General features: G+C 69.4%; 18 protein-coding genes. 2 read left to right on the forward strand and 16 right to left on the reverse strand.

All coding sequences use genetic code 11. The features are described from left to right. Positions 1–5: 5 nt before the first annotated feature. The 5 genes from pstB to EV668_RS24260 all read right to left on the reverse strand — a co-directional run bounded on the left by pstB (position 6) and on the right by EV668_RS24260 (position 5,236). Entirely contained in the window at positions 6–851 is an 846-nt protein-coding gene (gene pstB, locus EV668_RS24240) for a phosphate ABC transporter ATP-binding protein PstB (protein WP_133775118.1), read from the reverse strand. Further along, positions 848–1,753: a phosphate ABC transporter permease PstA gene (gene pstA, locus EV668_RS24245; RefSeq protein WP_133775120.1), complete on the reverse strand. Its 906-nt coding sequence runs from the start codon at positions 1,751–1,753 to the stop codon at positions 848–850. Before pstA ends, pstB begins: the two co-directional genes overlap by 4 nt. Positions 1,754–1,763: 10 nt before the next feature. Further along, entirely contained in the window at positions 1,764–2,717 is a 954-nt protein-coding gene (gene pstC, locus EV668_RS24250) for a phosphate ABC transporter permease subunit PstC (protein ID WP_133775122.1), read from the reverse strand. A 107-nt stretch (positions 2,718–2,824) separates the two neighbouring features. After that, a complete protein-coding gene (gene pstS, locus EV668_RS24255; protein ID WP_133775124.1) occupies positions 2,825–3,856 on the reverse strand; it encodes a phosphate ABC transporter substrate-binding protein PstS in 1,032 nt (343 codons plus the stop codon). A 144-nt stretch (positions 3,857–4,000) separates the two neighbouring features. After that, the gene (locus EV668_RS24260) at positions 4,001–5,236 is read right to left on the reverse strand and encodes a sensor histidine kinase (RefSeq protein WP_245513438.1); all 1,236 of its coding nucleotides are present in this window, start codon (positions 5,234–5,236) and stop codon (positions 4,001–4,003) included. A gap of 263 nt (positions 5,237–5,499) precedes the next feature. Between EV668_RS24260 and EV668_RS24265 the strand changes: the two genes are divergently transcribed. Both EV668_RS24265 and EV668_RS24270 read left to right on the forward strand, forming a co-directional pair. Further along, positions 5,500–5,910 carry a hypothetical protein gene (locus EV668_RS24265; protein WP_133775127.1) on the forward strand — a complete coding sequence of 137 codons (411 nt, stop codon included), beginning with the start codon at positions 5,500–5,502 and terminating at the stop codon, positions 5,908–5,910. A 100-nt stretch (positions 5,911–6,010) separates the two neighbouring features. Beyond that, positions 6,011–6,736, forward strand: a complete 726-nt coding sequence (locus tag EV668_RS24270) for a pyrimidine 5'-nucleotidase (RefSeq protein ID WP_133775129.1) — start codon at positions 6,011–6,013, stop codon at positions 6,734–6,736. A 139-nt stretch (positions 6,737–6,875) separates the two neighbouring features. Here EV668_RS24270 and EV668_RS24275 read toward each other — a convergent pair whose 3' ends face one another. The 11 genes from EV668_RS24275 to EV668_RS24325 all read right to left on the reverse strand — a co-directional run bounded on the left by EV668_RS24275 (position 6,876) and on the right by EV668_RS24325 (position 18,222). Then, the gene (locus tag EV668_RS24275; RefSeq protein WP_166652627.1) at positions 6,876–7,580 is read right to left on the reverse strand and encodes an outer membrane protein; all 705 of its coding nucleotides are present in this window, start codon (positions 7,578–7,580) and stop codon (positions 6,876–6,878) included. Between the two features lie 439 nt (positions 7,581–8,019). Continuing rightward, entirely contained in the window at positions 8,020–8,658 is a 639-nt protein-coding gene (gene eda, locus EV668_RS24280) for a bifunctional 4-hydroxy-2-oxoglutarate aldolase/2-dehydro-3-deoxy-phosphogluconate aldolase (RefSeq protein ID WP_133775133.1), read from the reverse strand. A 43-nt stretch (positions 8,659–8,701) separates the two neighbouring features. Next, positions 8,702–11,836, reverse strand: coding sequence for an efflux RND transporter permease subunit (locus EV668_RS24285; protein ID WP_133775135.1), 3,135 nt, complete (start codon positions 11,834–11,836; stop codon positions 8,702–8,704). Positions 11,837–11,839: 3 nt separating this feature from the next. Further along, entirely contained in the window at positions 11,840–12,928 is a 1,089-nt protein-coding gene (locus EV668_RS24290; RefSeq protein ID WP_133775137.1) for an efflux RND transporter periplasmic adaptor subunit, read from the reverse strand. Next, positions 12,925–13,560, reverse strand: coding sequence for a TetR/AcrR family transcriptional regulator (locus tag EV668_RS24295; RefSeq protein ID WP_133775139.1), 636 nt, complete (start codon positions 13,558–13,560; stop codon positions 12,925–12,927). Before EV668_RS24295 ends, EV668_RS24290 begins: the two co-directional genes overlap by 4 nt. Before the next feature lie 179 nt (positions 13,561–13,739). Then, positions 13,740–14,045, reverse strand: coding sequence for a hypothetical protein (locus tag EV668_RS24300; RefSeq protein ID WP_133775141.1), 306 nt, complete (start codon positions 14,043–14,045; stop codon positions 13,740–13,742). A gap of 51 nt (positions 14,046–14,096) precedes the next feature. Further along, positions 14,097–15,155, reverse strand: coding sequence for a selenide, water dikinase SelD (gene selD, locus EV668_RS24305; protein ID WP_133775143.1), 1,059 nt, complete (start codon positions 15,153–15,155; stop codon positions 14,097–14,099). Between the two features lie 11 nt (positions 15,156–15,166). Continuing rightward, positions 15,167–16,315 (reverse strand): cysteine desulfurase family protein, encoded by a 1,149-nt coding sequence (locus tag EV668_RS24310; protein WP_133775146.1) that lies wholly within the window; start codon positions 16,313–16,315, stop codon positions 15,167–15,169. A gap of 4 nt (positions 16,316–16,319) precedes the next feature. After that, complete coding sequence (locus EV668_RS24315; protein ID WP_245513439.1) at positions 16,320–16,538, reverse strand: sulfurtransferase TusA family protein; 219 nt, start codon at positions 16,536–16,538, stop codon at positions 16,320–16,322. Positions 16,539–16,558: 20 nt separating this feature from the next. Further along, positions 16,559–17,686: a transglutaminase-like domain-containing protein gene (locus tag EV668_RS24320; protein WP_133775148.1), complete on the reverse strand. Its 1,128-nt coding sequence runs from the start codon at positions 17,684–17,686 to the stop codon at positions 16,559–16,561. Then, positions 17,683–18,222: a TlpA disulfide reductase family protein gene (locus EV668_RS24325; RefSeq protein WP_133775150.1), complete on the reverse strand. Its 540-nt coding sequence runs from the start codon at positions 18,220–18,222 to the stop codon at positions 17,683–17,685. The genes EV668_RS24320 and EV668_RS24325 overlap by 4 nt, the downstream gene beginning before the upstream one ends. Positions 18,223–18,231 lie beyond the last annotated feature (9 nt).

Here is an 18,231-nt window from a genome sequence, read left to right on the forward strand (position 1 = left end):
GTCGCTCAGCCGAACCGGCCAGTGACGTAATCGTGGGTCTGCTTCTTGGTCGGCGTCATGAAGATCTGGTTGGTCGGCCCGAACTCGATGACCTCTCCGAGGTACATGAAGGCCGTGTACTGCGAGATACGAGCGGCCTGCTGCATGTTGTGCGTCACGATCACGATCGTGAACTCGCTCTTGAGCTGGTCGATCAGCTCCTCGACCTTGCCGGTCGAGATCGGATCGAGAGCGGAGGTCGGCTCGTCGAGCAGGATGACCTCCGGCTTCTGAGCGATGGTGCGGGCGATGCAGAGCCGCTGCTGCTGACCGCCCGACAGGCCCATGCCGGACTGGCGGAGCTTGTCCTTCACCTCGGTCCAGAGCGCGGCCTTGCGGAGCGCCTCCTCCACCCGGACGTCCATCTCGGCCCGGCCGATCCGCTGGTTCAGGCGGATGCCGAACGCGACGTTGTCGTAGATCGACATCGGGAAGGGCGTGGGCTTCTGGAAGACCATGCCGACCCGCGAGCGCAGCTCGTTCACGTCGGTGGACGCCGCGAGGATGTTGCGCCCGTCGAGGATGATCTCCCCGGTGGCCCGCTGCTCCGGATAGAGGCTGTAGATGCGGTTGAAGGTGCGCAGCAGCGTGGACTTGCCGCAGCCCGAGGGGCCGATCAGCGCCGTGACCTGCCGGTCACGGAAGTCGAGGTTGATGCTCTTCAGGCCGTGGAAATCGCCGTAGTAGAAATCGACGTTCCTGCAGGCGATCCGGACGGGCTCCGGCTTGGCTGCTGCGGCGACAGGCGCCGGGCCGCTGGTGGGGACCGGGGCCGGCGTCCGAACCTGGGTGGGCTCGATGGCGGTGATCATCGCGCGTTGTCCTTGTTGATGACGTAGCGGGCGAGGATGGAGAGCCCGAGGATGGTGATGGTGATGAGGAAGGCACCGGCCCAGGCGAGCTGCTGCCAGTTCCCGTAAGGCGAAAGGGCGAACTGATAGATCGTCACGGGAAGGTTCGAGACGCCGCCCATGAGGTTCGTGTTGAACCAGAAGTTATTGTTGAAGGCCGTGAAGAGGAGCGGCGCCGTCTCGCCCGCGATCCGGGCCGTCGCGAGGACGAGACCCGTGACGATGCCGGCCTTGGCCGCCCGCCAGGTGACGAGCGTCACGACCCGGGAGGTCGGCGCCCCGAGCGCGGCGGCCGCCTCACGAAGGCCGCTCGGCACGAGGCGGAGCATGTCCTCGGTCGTCCGCACGATCACCGGGACCGCGATGATGGCGAGGGCGATGCTGCCGGCCCAGCCGGAATAGCTGCCGAGGGGAGCGACCGCGAAGGTGTAGACGAAGAGGCCGATCAGGATCGACGGAGCCGAGAGGAGCACGTCGTTGATGAAGCGGATCAGCGCCGCGAGCTTCGAGGTCCGCGCATATTCGGCGAGATAGGTGCCGGCGAGGATCCCGATCGGCGTCGCGATGGCGATGCCGAGGAAGGTGAGCAGGATCGACCCGACGATCGCGTTGGCGAGACCGCCGCCGGCCGTGCCGGGGCCGGGCGTGACCTGGGTGAAGATCGCCGGGCTGAGCGCCGTGATGCCCTCGAAGAGCAGCATCAGCAGGATCCAGCCGAGCACGAAGACACCGAGCACGGTGAAGGCCGTGCAGATGAGCTTGAGCGACCGGTCGGCGATCCGGCGCGAGGCGCGGACCCGGCCCCAATGGGCCTCTTCCGGTGCGAGGACGGTCTCGGGCATGGCAGTGTTGGCCGTGGTCATGTCGCCCTCCTCACTGCTTGCCGATGCGGGCGACGAGCAGCCGCGCCACGATGAGGACCGAGAAGGTGACGATGAAGAGGATGCAGCCGAGGGCCATCAGCGCGGAGAGCTGAAGATCGCCGGCCTCGTTATATTCGTTGGCGATGCGGGAGGCGATGGTCGAGCCCGGATCGAGGAGGGAGGCCGAGAGGCGGTTGGCGTTGCCGACGACGAAGGTGACCGCCATGGTCTCGCCGAGCGCACGGCCGAGGCCGAGCATGACGGCGCCGACGAGCGCGACGGCCGTCTGCGGCACGAGAACGTGGCGGACGACTTCCCAGGTCGTGCAGCCCATCCCGTAGGCGCTTTCGCGCAGGATGGACGGGATCTGGTCCAGCATGTCGCGCGTGATCGAGGCGATGAACGGGATGATCATCAGCGCGAGGATGACGCCCGCAGTGAAGATGCCCGTGCCCGAGGGGACGGCGGAATACAGGATGGTCCCGACGATCGGCACGCCCTCGACGACCGAGTTCAGCGGGACCTGCATGTATTGCGAGACAAGGGGCGCGAAGACGAAGAGGCCCCACATGCCGAAGATGATCGAGGGCACCGCGGCGAGCAGCTCGACGGCCGTCGCGATCGGGCCCTTCAGCCACTTGGGCGAGAGCTGGGTGAGGAAGATCGCGATGCCGAGCGAGATCGGCACGCCGATGACAAGGGCGATCAGGGCGCAGAGAAGCGTGCCGGCGACGGCAGGCCAGGCTCCGAAGACCTCCTGGGCGACGTTCCAGCGGCTGCCGGTGAGGAAGCCCCAGAAGCCGAATTCGCGGAAGGCGGGCCAGCCGCCATACACGATCGAGCCGAGAATTCCGATGAGGACGAGAAGGACGGTCGCGGCGCTCAGCATGCAGAGCACGCGGAAGCTACGATCGAAGACGGCATGGCTGCGCCTGGCAGCCGGTGCTGTATCGCTCAGGTGCATGACCTGCTCTGTGACGGCGGCGGACACGGGATCGATCCCTTAACCGAGGAAAAGGTCGGGCGGCGCCAGGCGCCGCCCGTGGTTTGGCTTCGGACGGATGGCCGACGTCAGTTCGTCTTGGCCTGGCCGAAGGCCTTCGCCTCGACTTCCGAGACCAGCTTCTTCGGCAGAGCGACGTAGTCGAGATCCGCCGCCATCTTGCCGCCCTTCTCGAGCGACCAGCGGAAGAACTTGATCACCTCTTCGGTCTTCTTCGGGTCCTTGGCTTCCTTCGGGAGGAGGACGAAGGTCGGCGCCGTGATCGGCCAGGAGGCGTCGCCCGGCTGGCTGGTCAGTGAGATGCCGAAGCCGGGAGCGGCGTTCCAATCGGCACCGGCAGCCGCGGCCTCGAAGGAAGCCGCGTCGGGAGCGACGAACTTGCCGGCCTTGTTCTGCAGCGTGATGTAGGACAGCGTGTTCTGCTTGGCGTAGGCGTATTCGACGTAGCCGATCGCGTTCGGGACCTGCTTGACCGTCGCGGCCACGCCCTCGTTACCCTTGCCGCCCTGGCCCGTCGGCCAATCGATCGCGGTGCTGGCGCCGAGCGCGCTCTTGAAGGGAGCGGATTGCTCGGAGAGGTAGGTCGAGAAGATCGCCGTCGTGCCCGAGGCGTCGGAGCGGTACACGGTGGTGATGGTGGCGTCGGGGAGCTTCACGCCCTCGTTCAGCGCCGCGATCTTCGGATCGTTCCACTTCTTGATCTGGCCGCGATAGATGTCCGCGAGGACGTCGCCGGTCAGCTTGATCTCGCCGGGCTTGATGCCGGGGATGTTGACGACCGGCACGACGCCGCCGAGCACCGTCGGGAACTGGATCAGCTTGGCCTCGTCGAGATCTTTGCCGGAGAGGGGGGCGTCGGTCGCACCGAAATCGACGGTCCGCGCCTTGATCTGGCGGATGCCGCCGCCGGAACCGATCGACTGATAGTTCACCGCAACGCCGGTCTCGGCCTTATAGGCCTCGGCCCACTTGGCGTAGACGGGGAAGGGGAAGCTCGCACCCGCGCCGGTGACCGACTGGGCGGAAGCCGCGCTCGCGAAAGTGAGCGCGACCGTCACGGCCGCAGCGCTCGCGGCTGCGAGGAAAGATCGCTTGTTCATCCGAAACTCCATCGTGGCCCGATCAGGGCCATACGGGCCTGCCGGCCGGGCCGGAGACCACTTGCCCCCTGCGGCGGGACCTCTAGGCGGCCTCGGCTGTGCTTCTATGACGCCGACATGACAGTTCAGTGACGCGCCCCGGGATCACAGGACGGGCCGCCTCCCGGCAATGGCGGGGAACAGGATCCGGACGGTCGTGCCGCGGCCGAGCTCGCTCTCGATCGTCAGGCGTCCGCGGTGCCGGCCGACGACGTGCTTGACGATGGCGAGGCCGAGCCCGGTCCCCCCGCGCGCCCGGCTCTCGGCTTCGTTGACGCGATAGAAGCGCTCCGTCAGCCGCGGCAGGTGTTCGGGGGGAATGCCCGGCCCGTGATCCGTGATGGCGAGTTCCACGGCCCGCCCCTGATCGGCGGGACGCAGCGACACCTCGACGGTCCCCTCGCCGCCATACTTCATCGCATTCGCGATCAGATTCTCGACGACCCGCAGGAGTTCGTCGCGATCGCCGGGTACCGTCAGCGGCTCGGGCGCGCGATCGAGGGTGATCGTGACCTTCCGGTCCTTCGCGAGCGGACCCATGATCTCGATCATATGCATGACGAGCCCGCCAAGCTCGACGGGCGCGGTCGGCGCGACATGCTCGTGGAGTTCGACGCGCGAGAGCTGGAGCAGGTCGTCGACGAGCCGCCGCATCCGCTCGGCCTGATCGCGCATGATCCCGAGAAACCGGTCGCGCGCCCGCGGATCGTCCCGAGCCGGCCCCGCCAGCGTCTCGATGAAGCCGGTCAGCGACGCCAGCGGCGTGCGCAGCTCGTGGCTCACCGTCGCGATGAAGTCGACGCGCATCGCCTCGACGCGGCGCTCCTTGGTGCGGTCGGAGAAGAAGAGCGCGACGGCCGGAGAGCGCGGATCGGGTCCGCCCTGAAGCGGGCGCAGCCGCACGGCGAGAAAGGCCTCCGCTCCCGTCCGCCCACCATATTCGATCTCTCCGGGCTCGCCGGTCGAGATGGTGCTGCGGAGCGCTTCGAGAACCTCCGGCGCCCGCAGCGTGAAGGCGAGCGGCACGCCGACCCGCAAGCCCGGCAACATCGCGAAGGCGGCGTCGTTCGCGGCCGTCACGACGGCGCGGCGATCGACGGCGACGACAGGGTCTGGACTGGTCAGCAGAGCATCCCTGCCCGGCCGGCCCGGCGTCTTCGCGGTCGGCTCGGCCTGCGGCACCACGCCCCGTCCGAGGAAGCCCCAGATCGCCATCCCGGCCAGGAACACCGTTCCCGCGGCGCCGGCCCAATCCCCGCGAGACAGTGCGAGCACCGGAAGGACAACCGCCAGGCCGCAGGCCGTCACGAGGACGAGGCCCTTCACGATGCGAGATACCAAGGCTTCCCCCACTGATCCGATCGGCCGCCGCGCGTCGGATCGTCAATCCGGCCCGAGAGGTCAACGGGGCATGGAGCGGATCGCACGGGACCGGCCGGGATTCGTCCCGTTCCGTCCGCGCTCTTCCCGCCACACTCGGGCGTCGATCACGCCGTCGGCCGTCCAACCCAATTGTGAAGGCGGGACGCCGCGGTTACGTGAAGAGGGATCGTCGGCCGCGATGGCCGGCCCTGAATCGGTGGGCGACGAGGATGATGTTCAGCATGGCGAGCCCCTCAATCCGCTCGAGGACCGGGGCGACGTGGTCATGGCGCGCGCCGATCGCGGTTGCTTCGATCGCAGTCGGCCTGTCGGCATGCAGCCACGCCGTCCCGATCCGCGACGTCGTCTCCCCGGCCGATGTGTCGTCCTGTCGCCGGCTCGGCGAAGTCGGCATCACGCGGACGGATGGGATCGCCCCTCGGGGTCTCGCGCACCTGACGACGCCGGTCCGGGTCCATGCGCGGCCCGGCGAGGCGACGCCGGCGGAGATCTCGGGCCCGAATTTCGGCGCGACGCTCGATCACATGCGGGAATCGGCCTACGCGCTCGGCGCGACCGACCTGCTCCTCAGCCGCCGCATCTACCGCGACTGGTCGTATGTCGCCGGAGTGGCCTATCGTTGCTCCCGCTGAGCCGGGGGTGGTGCCGGGGCCGTCTCGCAAAACGCGGTCGGGCTGCCTACATTGACGCTCCGGGGCCGAGGCGGCCCCTTCTCGTCGGCCGAAGGGCCTCATGACCGGAACAGATCCTCTACCCCCCGCGGGGCTGGCCGCACGCGGCTTCGCGCATGTCGACACCTGGATCTTCGACCTCGACAACACGCTCTATCCGCACGAGGCGCGCGTCTGGCCTCAGGTCGACGAGCGCATCACCCTGTACATCATGGAGCTGTTCGGCCTCGACGGCATGTCCGCGCGCTCGCTGCAGAAGTACTTCTATCATCAGCACGGCACGACGCTACGCGCCCTGATGGACGATTATGCGGTCGACCCCGAGGACTTTCTCGACTTCGCCCATGACATCGACCATTCGACCATCGAGCTGAACCCGCTTCTGGGCGACGCGATCGAAAAGCTTCCCGGCCGCAAGCTGATCCTCACCAACGGATCGCGCAAGCACGCCCAGAACGTCGCGATGAAGCTCGGCATCTTCGACCATTTCGAGGACGTGTTCGACATCGCCGCGGCCGATTTCGTGCCGAAGCCGGCACGGCGCGCCTATCTCAGCTTCCTCGACCGTCACAAGGTCGATCCGGCGGCCTCGGCTCTGTTCGAGGACATCGCCAAGAACCTCGTCGTGCCGCACGATCTCGGCATGACGACCTGCCTCGTCGTGCCGAAGACGCCCGACCCGTTCCGCGACACCGCCGAGCAGGAGGCCGTGGTCGCGCCGCATGTCGATCACGTCACGAGCGATCTCGCCGGCTTCCTCGGCAAGCTTATCGGCCCCGCCGCCTGACAGGCGGCCCGCGCCGCGACGCAGGCGGGGATGCCGAGCGCCACATCCGACGCAGCCCCGGCCGCACCATAAAAAAAACCCGCCGGCACGAGGCCGACGGGTAGAAGTCTCGGGAAGTCCGGCCCGAAGGCCGGATTTCTCAGAAGGCGTTGAACTTGTAGTTCAGGCCGACCTTCAGGAGGTGCGTGTCGATGGCGACTTCGGTCAGGTTGCCCGCGCGGACCTTCTCGAAGTCCACGTAGAGGTACTCGGCCTTGAGCGACAGGTTCGGGTTGACGGCGTATTCCACGCCGCCGCCGACCGTGTAGCCGTTGATGCCCTTGGTCGCCGAACCGACGCTGTAGCCGATGGGAGCATAGGCCGTGGTCGAGACGCGCGCCTCGGAGAAGGCCCAACCACCGGTGGCGTAGAACAGCCAGGGGCCGTGCGCATAGCCGAGACGGCCGCGGATGGTGCCGAGGTAGCCGTCGATGCCAGCCTTGGTGCTGTATCCGACGCCGTTGATGGCCGAGCCCGAGCTGCCGGCACCGATATCGGCGTAGCCGAGGTCACCCTCGATGCCGAGGACGATGTTGTTCGTCAGCTGATAGTTGTAGCCGATCGTACCGCCGACGAGGAAGCCGCCCATCCGGTCCGAGATGGAGCCGGTCGGATCGGAGACGGTGAAGTCGCCGCCGACAGCGCCGCCGGCGTTCAGGCCAACGTAGAAGCCGGTCCAGGTGAAGGCCGGGGGAACATAGGCCGCGATCGGGGCCGGGGCCGCGCGGCGATACGGGAGGTCGGCGGCGAGAGCCACACCCGACATCGCGGTCAGCGCGGTTGCGGCCAGGAGGAACTTCTTCATGACAGGGGAATCTCCAGAACGGATGATGATGTTTACCGCAGGCCAGTGGATTCGTGGTTGCGCGAATGCAACACAAGAAACTGACTGCATTCCAAGTCGATCTTGCTGCCCATCGAACGGGCACGCGCCCCGAGAGCGAACGCAATCATAGAACACGGCGCCTCCCTCTGAGGGGAGAACCTGTCGCCGCCTGCACAGCACGGCGTGGATTGCTCAAAGTGCGCTTTCGCACACTCCTGACTGGCGCAGGTTCGACAAGGAATCTTGAGACTATCGTTAGCGAAATACTAATAGGCCGTCAGGCGGTTTTCAGCGAAAGTCAGACAAGCCCAAGACATTGGAATGTCTCCAGATTGTCATGTCCTGGGTTTAGGGGGACGATGCCGAGGTTTGCGCAGTCCCGGTCGGGCAGCGCGCGGCCCGCTCGTTCGGGTGCGGTTCAGGAGCGGGGAAGAGCCGCCGCGTCGCGGGCGAGGCTGCCGATCCGGCACCAGTCGCGTGCCCTCACCGCATCGTTCGGCACCATCCACGATCCGCCGATGCAGGCGACGTTGGGCAAGGCGAGATAGGCCGCGGCGGACCCGGCATCGATCCCGCCCGTCGGGCAGAACCTGAGCTCCGGACACGGGCCGAGGACGGCCTTCAGCCAGGCCGGTCCGCCCGCGGCGCCCGCGGGGAAGAACTTCAGATGGGTGAAACCCTGCGCGGCCAGCGCCAGGGCTTCCGTGACGGTGGCGCAGCCCGGCATGGCCGGAAGCGCGCCCACGGCCAGCGCCGCGGCGAGGCTGGGCGGCGTGCCGGGCGTCACGATCATGCGCGCGCCGGCCCGCGCGACCGTCGCGATCTGGTCGGGGCGCGTCACCGTGCCCGCGGCGACGACGGCCTCCGGCACCTCGCGCGCGATCCGTTCGATCGCGTCCAGTGCGGCGGGCGTGCGGAGCGTCACCTCCGCCACCGGCAGCCCCGCCTCGACGAGCGTGCGGGCGAGGGGCACGGCATCCTCGGCATCGAGGATGGTCAGGACCGGTATCGCCGGTGCGAGCGCGGCGTAGCGGGCGACGAGATCGGCGTGGGACATGACCTGTTGTGGTCGTGAACCGCCGCGAAGTCGATGGCCGCGGCTATTCCGCCGGAGCCAGGGCCGCGGCCGCCTTCGCCTTCCGCTCGGCCCGCGCCGTCCTCCGGCGCGCCCGCCATTCCGACAGGTTCGCGACGACCATCAGCATGGCCGGCGTGATGACGAGCGTCAGGATGGTCGCGAAGCCGAGGCCGAAGACGATCGCGGTCGAGAGGTTGATCCACCATTGCGTCGACGGCGCGCCGACCGCGAGATCGCGATGGACGAAGTCGACATTGATCCCGAAGGCGACGGCGAGCACGCCGAGCACCGCCGTGACCGCCGTCAGCACCACGGGACGCGCGCGCTCACGGCACGTCTCGATGATCGCCTCGCGCGCCGCCATGCCCTCCGCCCGCAGACGGTCATAGGTGTCGATCAGGACGATGTTGTTGTTCACGATCACGCCGGCATTGGCGATCACGCCGATGCCGCCCATCACGACGCCGAAGGCCTGCCCCATCACCATGAAGCCGATCAGGACGCCGACCGTCGACATCACGACGGCCGACAGCGTGATCAGGACGGAGGAGAACTTGTTGAACTGGGCGAGCAGGATGGCGAAGATCAGGAAGATCGCCGCGCCGAAGGCCTTGACCAGGAACGCGCCGGCCTTGGCGCGCTCCTCGTCCTCGCCCTTCATCCGGACCGAGACGCCGGGGCCGAGATCCATCCCGGCGAGGGCGGCCGCGACCTCGCCCTGAACCACCGCGCTCTGGACATGCTCGCCGACATTGGAGGTCACGTTCACGACGCGCATCGAGTTGACGCGGTTGATCTGGCCGACCTTCGCCGCCGGCTTGCGGGTCACGAAGTTGCCGATCGGCACCGAGCCCATCGGCGTGTTGATGCGCAGGTCGTCGAGCTGGTCGAGCGAGCGCCGGTCCTGGGGGAACCGCACCAGCACGTCGACCTCCTTGTCGGTGTCGACCGGCCGGTACTCCGTGACCTTCATGCCGTTGGTGACGAGCTGGACGGCCGCACCGACCGATAGCGGCGTCGCGCCGTACTTGGCCGCCTCGGCCTTGTCGACCTCGAGGCGCCAGTCGATGCCCGGAAGGGGCAGGCCGTCGTCGACGTCGCGGGTGTCGGACCGGGCCCGCAGGAGATCGGCGACCTTGCGGGCGGCGGCCGGCAGAGCCTCCGGATTATAGGCCGAGAGCTGGACGGTGACGGGCTTGCCGACGGGCGGGCCGGCCCGCGGCTTCGTCACCTCGATCAGGACCCCCGGGATGTCCTTCGTGCGCTCGCGGATCTCGTCCATGATGAGCGAGGCGGGCCGGCGCAGGCGCCAATCGACGAACTCGAACTGGATCGTGCCGACCGTGTCCTCCGTGACCTCGTCCGAGCCGCGCTGCCCCTCTCCGGCGCGGGCATAGATGGTCGAGAGCTCCTTCATGCCGAGCATCCGGCTCTCGACGGCGCGGACGAGGTTGTCCTTCTCGGTGATCGAGATGTTGCCGCGGGCACGGACCTGGACGAGGCCGTAATCCGGCTCGACATCGGGGAAGAACTCGACCCCGTGGCCGAAGCGGCCATAGGCCACGACGACGCTCGCGAGCACGGCCGCGCCGATGACGAGCGTCGAGATCGGGCGCGCGACGGCGGCGCGGACGACGCGCATATAGGCGTTCCGGTCGCCCATGCGCTCGTCGTGATGCTCGCCCGTCGAGGCCCGGCCGAGCAGGGCGCCGAGGGTCGGCGTGAAGAACAGGGCGACGACGAGCGAGGCGGACAGCGTCGCGATCAGCGTCAGCGGCAGGTACTTCATGAACTCGCCGACGATCCCCGGCCAGAACATCAGCGGCGAGAAGGCGGCGACGCGGGTGAGCGTCGCCGAGATGACCGGCCCCGCCATGCGTTTGGCGGCGAGGGAATAGGCCTCCTTCGGCGCCATCCCTTCCCCCATCCGGCGCTCGGCGAATTCGGAGACGATGATCGCATCGTCGACCAGCATGCCGACCGCGAGGATGAGCGCGAAGAGCACGACGATGTTCACGGTCAGCCCGGCCATCTGGAGGCCGAGAATGCCCGTCAGGAACGAGGCCGGGATGGCGATGCCGATGAAGATCGAGGCGCGTCCGCCGAGCGCCACCAGCATGATGACGAAGACGAGGAGAACGGCCGTGATGACGGCGTTCTGCAGCTCGTGCAGCATGTCGCGGATCGTCTTCGACTTGTCCTGCGTGAACGAGACCTCGACGGTCGCGGGCCAGGACTGCTTGAGGCGCTCCATCGCCGCCTTCACGCCGTCCACGGTCTCGATCAGGTTCGCGCCGGTCCGCTTGACCACCTCGACGGTGATCGCGCTCTTGCCGTTGATGCGGGTGATCGAGGTCGCGTCCTTGAAGGTCGGCCGAACCTCGGCGACGTCGCCGAGCGTGACGGAGGCGGCTCCGCTCGCGGCGATCGGGTATTTCAGCACGTCGGCCGGGGTTTCGATGAGCGAGGGCACCTTCACCGCGAAGCGGCCCGAGGCGCTCTCGATGGCGCCCGCCGCGACGAGGGCATTGCCGGCCGAGAAGGCGTTGGTGAGGTCGGTCAGGTTGATGCCGTAGCTCTTCATGAGCATCGGCTCGGCGATGATCTCGACGGCCTCGTCGCGGGCGCCCCGCAGATCGGCCGAGAGGACCCCCGGAAGGCCTTCGAGCATCGTCTTCGCCTGCCGCGCGAAGCGCAGCAGCGTCCGCTCCGGCACGTCGCCGCCGAGGGCCACGACGATGACCGGGAAGAGGGACAGGTTGACCTCCTGCACCAGCGGCTCGTCGGCATCCCGCGGGATGTCCTTCTTGGCCATGTCCGTCTTGGCGCGGACATCGGCGATGGCGCGGTTCGGATCGAACCCGGCCACGAACTCGACGAGCACGTAGCCGCCGCCCTCGAAGGCCTGGGAGCGCATCTCCTTGATGTTCGAGACGGATTTGAGCTGCGTCTCGAGAGGCCGCAGGATCAGCCGCTCGGCATCCTCCGGCGAGATGCCCCGCTGCGTGACCATCACGTAGACGATCGGGACCTTGATGTCCGGCTCGGCCTCCTTCGGGATCGAGATATAGGCCGACAGTCCCGCGACCAGCAGGAAGGCGAGGATGGAGAGCGTCAGCCGGGCATGGCTGATCGCGTAATCGACGGGGTTCTGCACGGCTCAGCCCCGGGCCGCGGCGACGACCGTCTCGACGGCCTCGCCCTCCTTCACGAAATCCTGGCCCTCGACGATGACGCGGGCTCCGTCCGGCAATCCGGCCAGCCACAAGTCCTTCAAGGCGTCCTCGACGATCTCGACCGGCGCGAAGGCGACCTTGCCGTCCTCGCCGACATGGCGCACGCCGATGCGGCCTTCGGCCGAGAAGGTGAGCGCCGAGCGCGGCACCCTCGCCGAGGGAACGGGCGCCAGGAGAAGATCGACTTCGGCGGTGACGCCATCCGGAATCCGGCCGTCGGGGTTCTCAAGCTCGACATCGACCCTGTAGGTGCGGGTCGTCGGGCTCGCCTTCTTCGAGACGAAGCGGATCGTGCCGCGCGCGGTGTCGCCGGTGACGAGCTTCACCTCGGCCGCGCCGCCGACCTGGATGCCGTTGAGCTGGCGCTCGGCGATCTCGACCACCGCCAGCATCGGATCGAGGGCGATGATCTCGGCGACGTTCGCGCCCGACATGAAGACCTGGAGCGCCGTGCCGACCTCGACCGGCACGTCGTTGACGACGCCGGAAAGCGGCGCGATCACCTCGCCCTTGATGCGCTCGGCCTCCGCCTGGGCGAGGCCGGCCGCCGCCGCGCGCAGCTCGGCTTCGAGCAGCGGCTTGTTCAGCGCCGGATAATTGCCCGTCTCGATCAGCCGCAGCCGCGCCGTCGCCTCGGCCGTGCGCTGTTCCAGCCGCGCCTTCGCCTGAAGCACCTGCGCCTCGCGCGCCTCGTCCGACAGGGTCGCGATCACGTCGCCCGCCTTCACGACCGAGCCGCGCCGGACCTTGAGGTCGAGCACGACACCGGAGACGCGGGCGACGGCCCACATCTTCTTGTCCGCCTCCGTGCGGCCGGACAAGACGACCCGCCGCCGATGCAGCGTGTTCGAGACCGGCAAGACGGCGACCTTGAACCGGGCGGCGGCAGGCGGCGCCTTGGCGGCTTCGAGCGCGGCCTCCTTCGGCTGCGCGCTGCGTCCGAGCACGCCCGAGCCGATCCAGGCGGCTCCCCCGACGAGGAGGAGAATGGCGGCGATGCGGGAGGGCTTCATGAGGTGGTTTCCGCGGCCGCATCGGCGCAGCCGGCGGTCGTGATCCGGCCCGCGACGAGCGCGCCGATGAGGTTCAGGACGGGTGGAATTTCGGCCTCCGCATCGAAGTCCGGAACGATCGCGCGGCGGACGAACAGCCCGTCGGCCAGCGTCGTGACGATGCGGGCGATGGCCCGCGGCTCCATGGCCGGAGCGATGTGGCCGGCATCGCGCGCGGCCTCGAGCAAGGTCGTCAGACGGTCGACGATATCCCGGGTGAAGGCCGAGACGACCTCGCCGACGCGGTCGGAGCGGGTCGCCTCGGCCCAGATCTGGAGGCACAGCACCGCCTTCTCCCGCGGCTCCTCCTCGAAATGCTTGCGGCCCAGCGCGGCGAAGACCGCCATGAAGTCCCGAGCGCCCTCGAACGCCGCGAAATCGGCCGCGACCTCGCTCCGGTCGCGCTCGCACAGCCCCTCGACGAGGGATTCCTTGGACGGGAAGTAGCGATAGAGATTGCCGGCGCTCATGCCGGCCTCCGACGCGATGGCCTGCATCGTGGCCTGATGGAAGCCCGATCGCACGAAGCAGCGCTCGGCCGCGTCGAGGATCAGCGTCCGGCGATCAGGTTGTTCAGGGCTGATCTGCAGCATTCCGTGCCCGACCCCGATGAGAATGAACGTTCATTCTCAGAAGTCGGCGACGGGTGCAAGGGGCGCGCTTGTCGCGACCGTCGCGGGGACGCGCCCGGCATATCGCGGCCGCAACGCGGGCCTGCGTCAGAAGGGACGAGGCCCGCTCCGTTCGCCTGGCCGGCCCGGGACGCCCGCGTTCAGCAATTGGCGGGCTTGTCCGGCTTCGTCGGATCGAGGCCCTGGGCCGTCGGCGGTTGCGGGTTCGGAGAGGCGGCGGTCGGGGCATGGGGGCTGGTTCCGCCGTACGATCCGCCCGTGCCGCCGGTCCAGCCGGTCGAACCCGAGCTTCCGGGCGCGGTGCCCGATGCCGGGCCCTGGGCTTGCGGGGTGGCGGCCCCCGACGACTTCGTGTCCGCGCAGCCGGGCTTCGCCGGATCCTGGGCGAGCGCAGGCATGGACGCGGTCAGCAAGGCGGCGAGAGCCGCGAGAACGGGGATGCGCATGGACGTCTCCTCTGCGCATCGCAACGCCGCGCGGCGGTTCGCGTTCCGGCCTCAGGCCACGACGCGCACCCGGCCCGAGCCTTCCGTCGCAAAGCCGATCCGCCGCGCGGCGGGATAGCCGGCGGACCGGACCCGCGCGAGGATCTCGTCCGCCTTGGCCGCATCGCAGGCAACGAGAAGGCCGCCGGAGGTCTGCGGATCGGTGAGGAGGTGGCGCCGCCACGCAGGGAGATCCGACGGCAGGTCGGTCTCGGCGCCGTAGCTGTCCCAGTTGCGGTGCGAGGCGCCCGTCACGGTGCCCGCCTCCGCCAGGGCCTCCGCCTCCGAGAGCCAGGGCAGAGCGGCCAGCGACAGGTCGAGATCGACGCCCGAGCCGCGCGCCATCTCGAGCCCGTGCCCGAGGATGCCGAACCCGGTCACGTCCGTGATCCCGTGCACGTCCGGGTCGCGCGCGAGTTCGGCGCCGATGCTGTTCAGGAGCGTCGTCGAGGCGATCATCTCGGCATAGGCCGCCTCGGACAGGATCTCCTTCTTGAAGGCGGCCGAATAGATGCCGACGCCGAGGCCCTTGGTGAGGATCAGCGCATCGCCCGGCCGGGCCCCGGTATTGCGGCGGACATCCTGCGGGCGGCAGGTGCCGATGACCGCGAGCCCGTAGATCGGCTCCGGCGCGTCGATCGAATGGCCGCCGGCGATCGGGATGCCGGCGGCGGTGCAGGCCGCCCGCCCGCCATCGAGGATCGAGCGCACGGTCTCGGGCGCGATCTTGCCGAGGGGCATGCCGAGGATGGCGAGCGCCATCACGGGCCGCCCGCCCATCGCATAGACGTCGGAGATCGCGTTGGTCGCCGCGATCCGTCCGAAATCATGCGGGTCGTCGACCACCGGCATGAAGAAATCCGTCGTCGCGACGATGCAGGTGTTCTCGTCGACCTGCCAGACGGCCGCATCGTCCCCGGTCTCGGTGCCGACGAGAAGCTGCGCGAAGGGCGGCGCCGCCGCCCCCGCCAGCAGCTCCTGCAGAACGGCCGGAGCCAGCTTGCAGCCGCAGCCGCCGCCATGGGCGAGGCTCGTCAGACGGACGGGCGGGATCGAAACGGGAGCATTCATCTTCGTCTCCTTCAGGCGGCTTCGCGGGCGGCGAGGCGCCGCCACGCCGCCGCCAGGGATCGCGCGGCACGGTCGATCTCGTCCCCGCTCGTCGTCCGCCCCAGCGACAGCCGGACCGCGCCGACGGCCCGGTCGGGCGCGAGGCCGAGCGCCAGGAGGATCGCGGAGGGAAGGTCGCTGCCCGCATGGCAGGCCGACCCGGTCGAGGCGAGGATCTCCGGGCAGGCCGCGAGGAGCGCATTGCCCGTCACGCCCGGGAACAGCACGTTCACCGTGTTCGGCAGCCGCCGCTCGGGATGTCCGACGAGGATCAATCCGGGCACCTCCTCCCGCAGGCGGCGCAGGAGATGGCGCGCGAGCCCGTCCTGCCGGGCGGCGTCCTCGGCGAGGCGCGCCGCCGCGATCCGGCAGGCCGCGCCGAGCCCGGCGATGAAGGCGACGTTCTCGGTGCCCGGCCGGCGGCCCCGTTCCTGCCCGGCGCCGACGAGCAGCGGCGCGAGCCCGGTCCCGGTGCGCGCGTAGAGCGCCCCGATCCCCTTCGGCGCATAGAGCTTGTGCCCGGCGATGGTGAGGAGGTCGACGCCCAGCGCGTCGACCTCGACCGCCACCTTGCCGACCGATTGCGCCGCATCGGCATGAACGAGCGCCCCGGCCCGGCGCGCCGCCCGGCTCACCTCGGCGATGGGCTGGAGCGTGCCGATCTCGTTCTGGGCGTGAATGAGCGTGACGAGCGCGGTCCGCCCGTCGATCCCCGCCTCGACCCGCGCGGGATCGAGACAGCCGTCCGGACCCGGCGGAATGCGGCGGATCGCCATGCCGTCGCGCTCCAGCAGCGCGCAGCAGGCTTCGGTCGCCGGATGCTCGATCGTCGAGGTCACGACCACCGGGCGCTCGCCGCGCCGCGCCGCCGCGCCCCGGATCGCGATGTTGCTGGCCTCCGTCCCGCCGCTGGTGAAGGTGACCTCCTCCGCGCGGGCGCCGATCAGGGCCGCGACCGCCTCCCGCGCCGTCTCGACGGCCTCCCGTGCGCGCCGTCCGAGCGCGGTCGCGGAGGAGGGGTTGCCGAATTCCTCGCGCAGATACGGCAGCATGGCCTCGAGGACAGCCGGATCGACCGGCGTCGTCCCGTTATGATCGAGATAGACGGGATGCTGGTCCATGGGCTCAGGCCGCCTTCACGATGCGGAACACGAAGAGGCCGCCCTCCCGCCGCTCCTGCGCGGCGAGGCGGTGGCCGGTCTGCCGCGCGAAATGCGGCACGTCGATCTCGGTCAGCGGGTCGGTGCATTCGAGCACCAGCGCCCCGCCGACCGGCAGGCCGCGCAGGGCCGTCTTGGCCCGCAGCACCGGCTGCGGGCACCAGAGGCCCCGCAGGTCCAGCACGACCTCCGCGCGATCCTCGCTCAGACCGACACCTCCCGCGCCCGGATCGTGTATTTGAACCCGTCCGGATCGAGGCAATCGAGGCGTGCGCCCTTGATCTCGGCCTGCGGGTACATCAGGAACTCGACCTTCGGCCCCGCGGCGCCGGGCAGCGCGACGTCGTGAGCGAAGTTGTAGGCGAGCCAGTTGCCCTCCCAGCTTCCGAACAGCGCCGTCCTGGCCGCGGCGACCTTCGGATCGTCGATGGCGAGCTTGCCCGGCGGCTCCTCCAGGACGACCTTGCGCACGTCGGCGGGATCGACCGCGACCCAGCCGTGGCCGTCGAGCCAGGCCTCGGCGCGGCAATGCTGCGCCTTGGTGACGACCTCCGAGCCCGCCCCGAGGCTCTTGTAGCCGAATTGGGAAGGCGCGACGCGCAGCCCGTAGACGTCCCGCGCCGGGATGCCCGCCGCGCGGGCGAGACCCACGAACAGCGCGTTGAGATCGGCGCATTTGCCGCCGAGATTGCCGCTCGTCAGCATCGCCGCGATGTCGCCGATGCCGCAGCCGCGCGTCGCGGCGTTGCGGAAGCTGTTCTCGACGACCCAGTCGTAGATCGCCCGCGCCTTGTCGAGATCGCTCGCCTTGCCGGCGACGATCCTGTCGGAGGTCGTCTTCACGATGCCGCCGGTCGGGATGAGGTCGGTCGCCGAGAGGTACAGCTTGCGGTCCGCCTCGCCGAGCGGGCTGCCGCCCTCGGGCTTGCCGAGATCGGCGGCGCGGTCCCTCGCCTGGACGCGGCTCGTGACCTCGAGCACCGGCTTCTCGGCGCCGCTCGCCCAACGGGCATGGACGGCGCGCGCGCCGTAGACCGGATCGGCGACGAGCTTCGCCTCCCCGCCCTGGACGCTGAACGTCGAATCCGAGGAGCGGAACCAGCCAGCCTCGTTCACCGACGGCACCGGCACCCAGGCCTGGGCATCGCCAGCGGGCAGTTCGACCCGGGTGACGACCTCGTAGGTGCGCCAGGCGCCCGGCTTCGGCGCGAACAATGCGGGCGCCGGTTGAGCGAAGGCGGGGCGCGCGAGGAGCGCAGCCGCAGCCCCGCCGCCGAGCGCGAGAAGATGGCGGCGATGCAGAGGATGGCTGTGATGGATGTCCTTCGTCATGGTCGGTCCCCTCCCGTTCGTCTTGGTTCGGTTTCGTCCAGCAGATCGTCGAGGGCCGCGCGCACCTCCGCGCGCTGCCAGTCGAGATCGCCGCGCACGGCAAGGCGCGGCACGCCCCACCGATCGAGCACGACCGTGCTCGGCAGGGCTTCGATCGCCCAGGCCCGCGACGCCGCCCGGTCCTGATCGAGCAGGATGGCGAAGGAGACCGGCTGCTCGGCGAAGAAGCGGCGCAGCCGCATCTCCGGCTCGGCGACGCTGACGGCCAGGATCTCGACGCCGCGGGGCCCCATCTCGCGGTTCAACCGGTCGAGGCTCGCGAGTTCGGGCCGGCACGGCTCGCACCAGGTGGCGAAGAAATGGACGAGGACGACACGCCCGCGATGATCCGCGGCCTCGCGGCGCCCGCCCCCGAGGGCGCCGAGCGCCAGCGTGCGGGGCGTGATGTCGGCGGCGGCCTCGAGCCGGTTCTCAGGATCGGTCGCAGACGCCCGCATCGGCGCGGCAGCGATCAGCGCCAGCGCAACGATGCCCATCACGACGCC

Origin of the sequence: Enterovirga rhinocerotis (genome assembly GCF_004363955.1) — a bacterium.
Taxonomy (GTDB): Bacteria; Pseudomonadota; Alphaproteobacteria; order Rhizobiales; family Beijerinckiaceae; genus Enterovirga; species Enterovirga rhinocerotis.

What these genes read in the sequence shown, in the direction of transcription:
- EV668_RS24310 (WP_133775146.1), bottom strand. Translation starts at nt 16,315, where the DNA reads ATGGACCAGCATCCCGTCTATCTCGATCATAACGGGACGACGCCGGTC.
- pstB (WP_133775118.1), bottom strand. Translation starts at nt 851, where the DNA reads ATGATCACCGCCATCGAGCCCACCCAGGTTCGGACGCCGGCCCCGGTC.
- EV668_RS24275 (WP_166652627.1), bottom strand. Translation starts at nt 7,580, where the DNA reads ATGAAGAAGTTCCTCCTGGCCGCAACCGCGCTGACCGCGATGTCGGGT.
- selD (WP_133775143.1), bottom strand. Translation starts at nt 15,155, where the DNA reads ATGAATGCTCCCGTTTCGATCCCGCCCGTCCGTCTGACGAGCCTCGCC.
- EV668_RS24325 (WP_133775150.1), bottom strand. Translation starts at nt 18,222, where the DNA reads ATGGGCATCGTTGCGCTGGCGCTGATCGCTGCCGCGCCGATGCGGGCG.
- EV668_RS24295 (WP_133775139.1), bottom strand. Translation starts at nt 13,560, where the DNA reads ATGCTGCAGATCAGCCCTGAACAACCTGATCGCCGGACGCTGATCCTC.
- EV668_RS24290 (WP_133775137.1), bottom strand. Translation starts at nt 12,928, where the DNA reads ATGAAGCCCTCCCGCATCGCCGCCATTCTCCTCCTCGTCGGGGGAGCC.
- EV668_RS24320 (WP_133775148.1), bottom strand. Translation starts at nt 17,686, where the DNA reads ATGACGAAGGACATCCATCACAGCCATCCTCTGCATCGCCGCCATCTT.
- eda (WP_133775133.1), bottom strand. Translation starts at nt 8,658, where the DNA reads ATGTCCCACGCCGATCTCGTCGCCCGCTACGCCGCGCTCGCACCGGCG.
- EV668_RS24270 (WP_133775129.1), top strand. Translation starts at nt 6,011, where the DNA reads ATGACCGGAACAGATCCTCTACCCCCCGCGGGGCTGGCCGCACGCGGC.
- pstC (WP_133775122.1), bottom strand. Translation starts at nt 2,717, where the DNA reads ATGCACCTGAGCGATACAGCACCGGCTGCCAGGCGCAGCCATGCCGTC.
- pstS (WP_133775124.1), bottom strand. Translation starts at nt 3,856, where the DNA reads ATGAACAAGCGATCTTTCCTCGCAGCCGCGAGCGCTGCGGCCGTGACG.
- pstA (WP_133775120.1), bottom strand. Translation starts at nt 1,753, where the DNA reads ATGACCACGGCCAACACTGCCATGCCCGAGACCGTCCTCGCACCGGAA.
- EV668_RS24300 (WP_133775141.1), bottom strand. Translation starts at nt 14,045, where the DNA reads ATGCGCATCCCCGTTCTCGCGGCTCTCGCCGCCTTGCTGACCGCGTCC.
- EV668_RS24265 (WP_133775127.1), top strand. Translation starts at nt 5,500, where the DNA reads ATGGCGAGCCCCTCAATCCGCTCGAGGACCGGGGCGACGTGGTCATGG.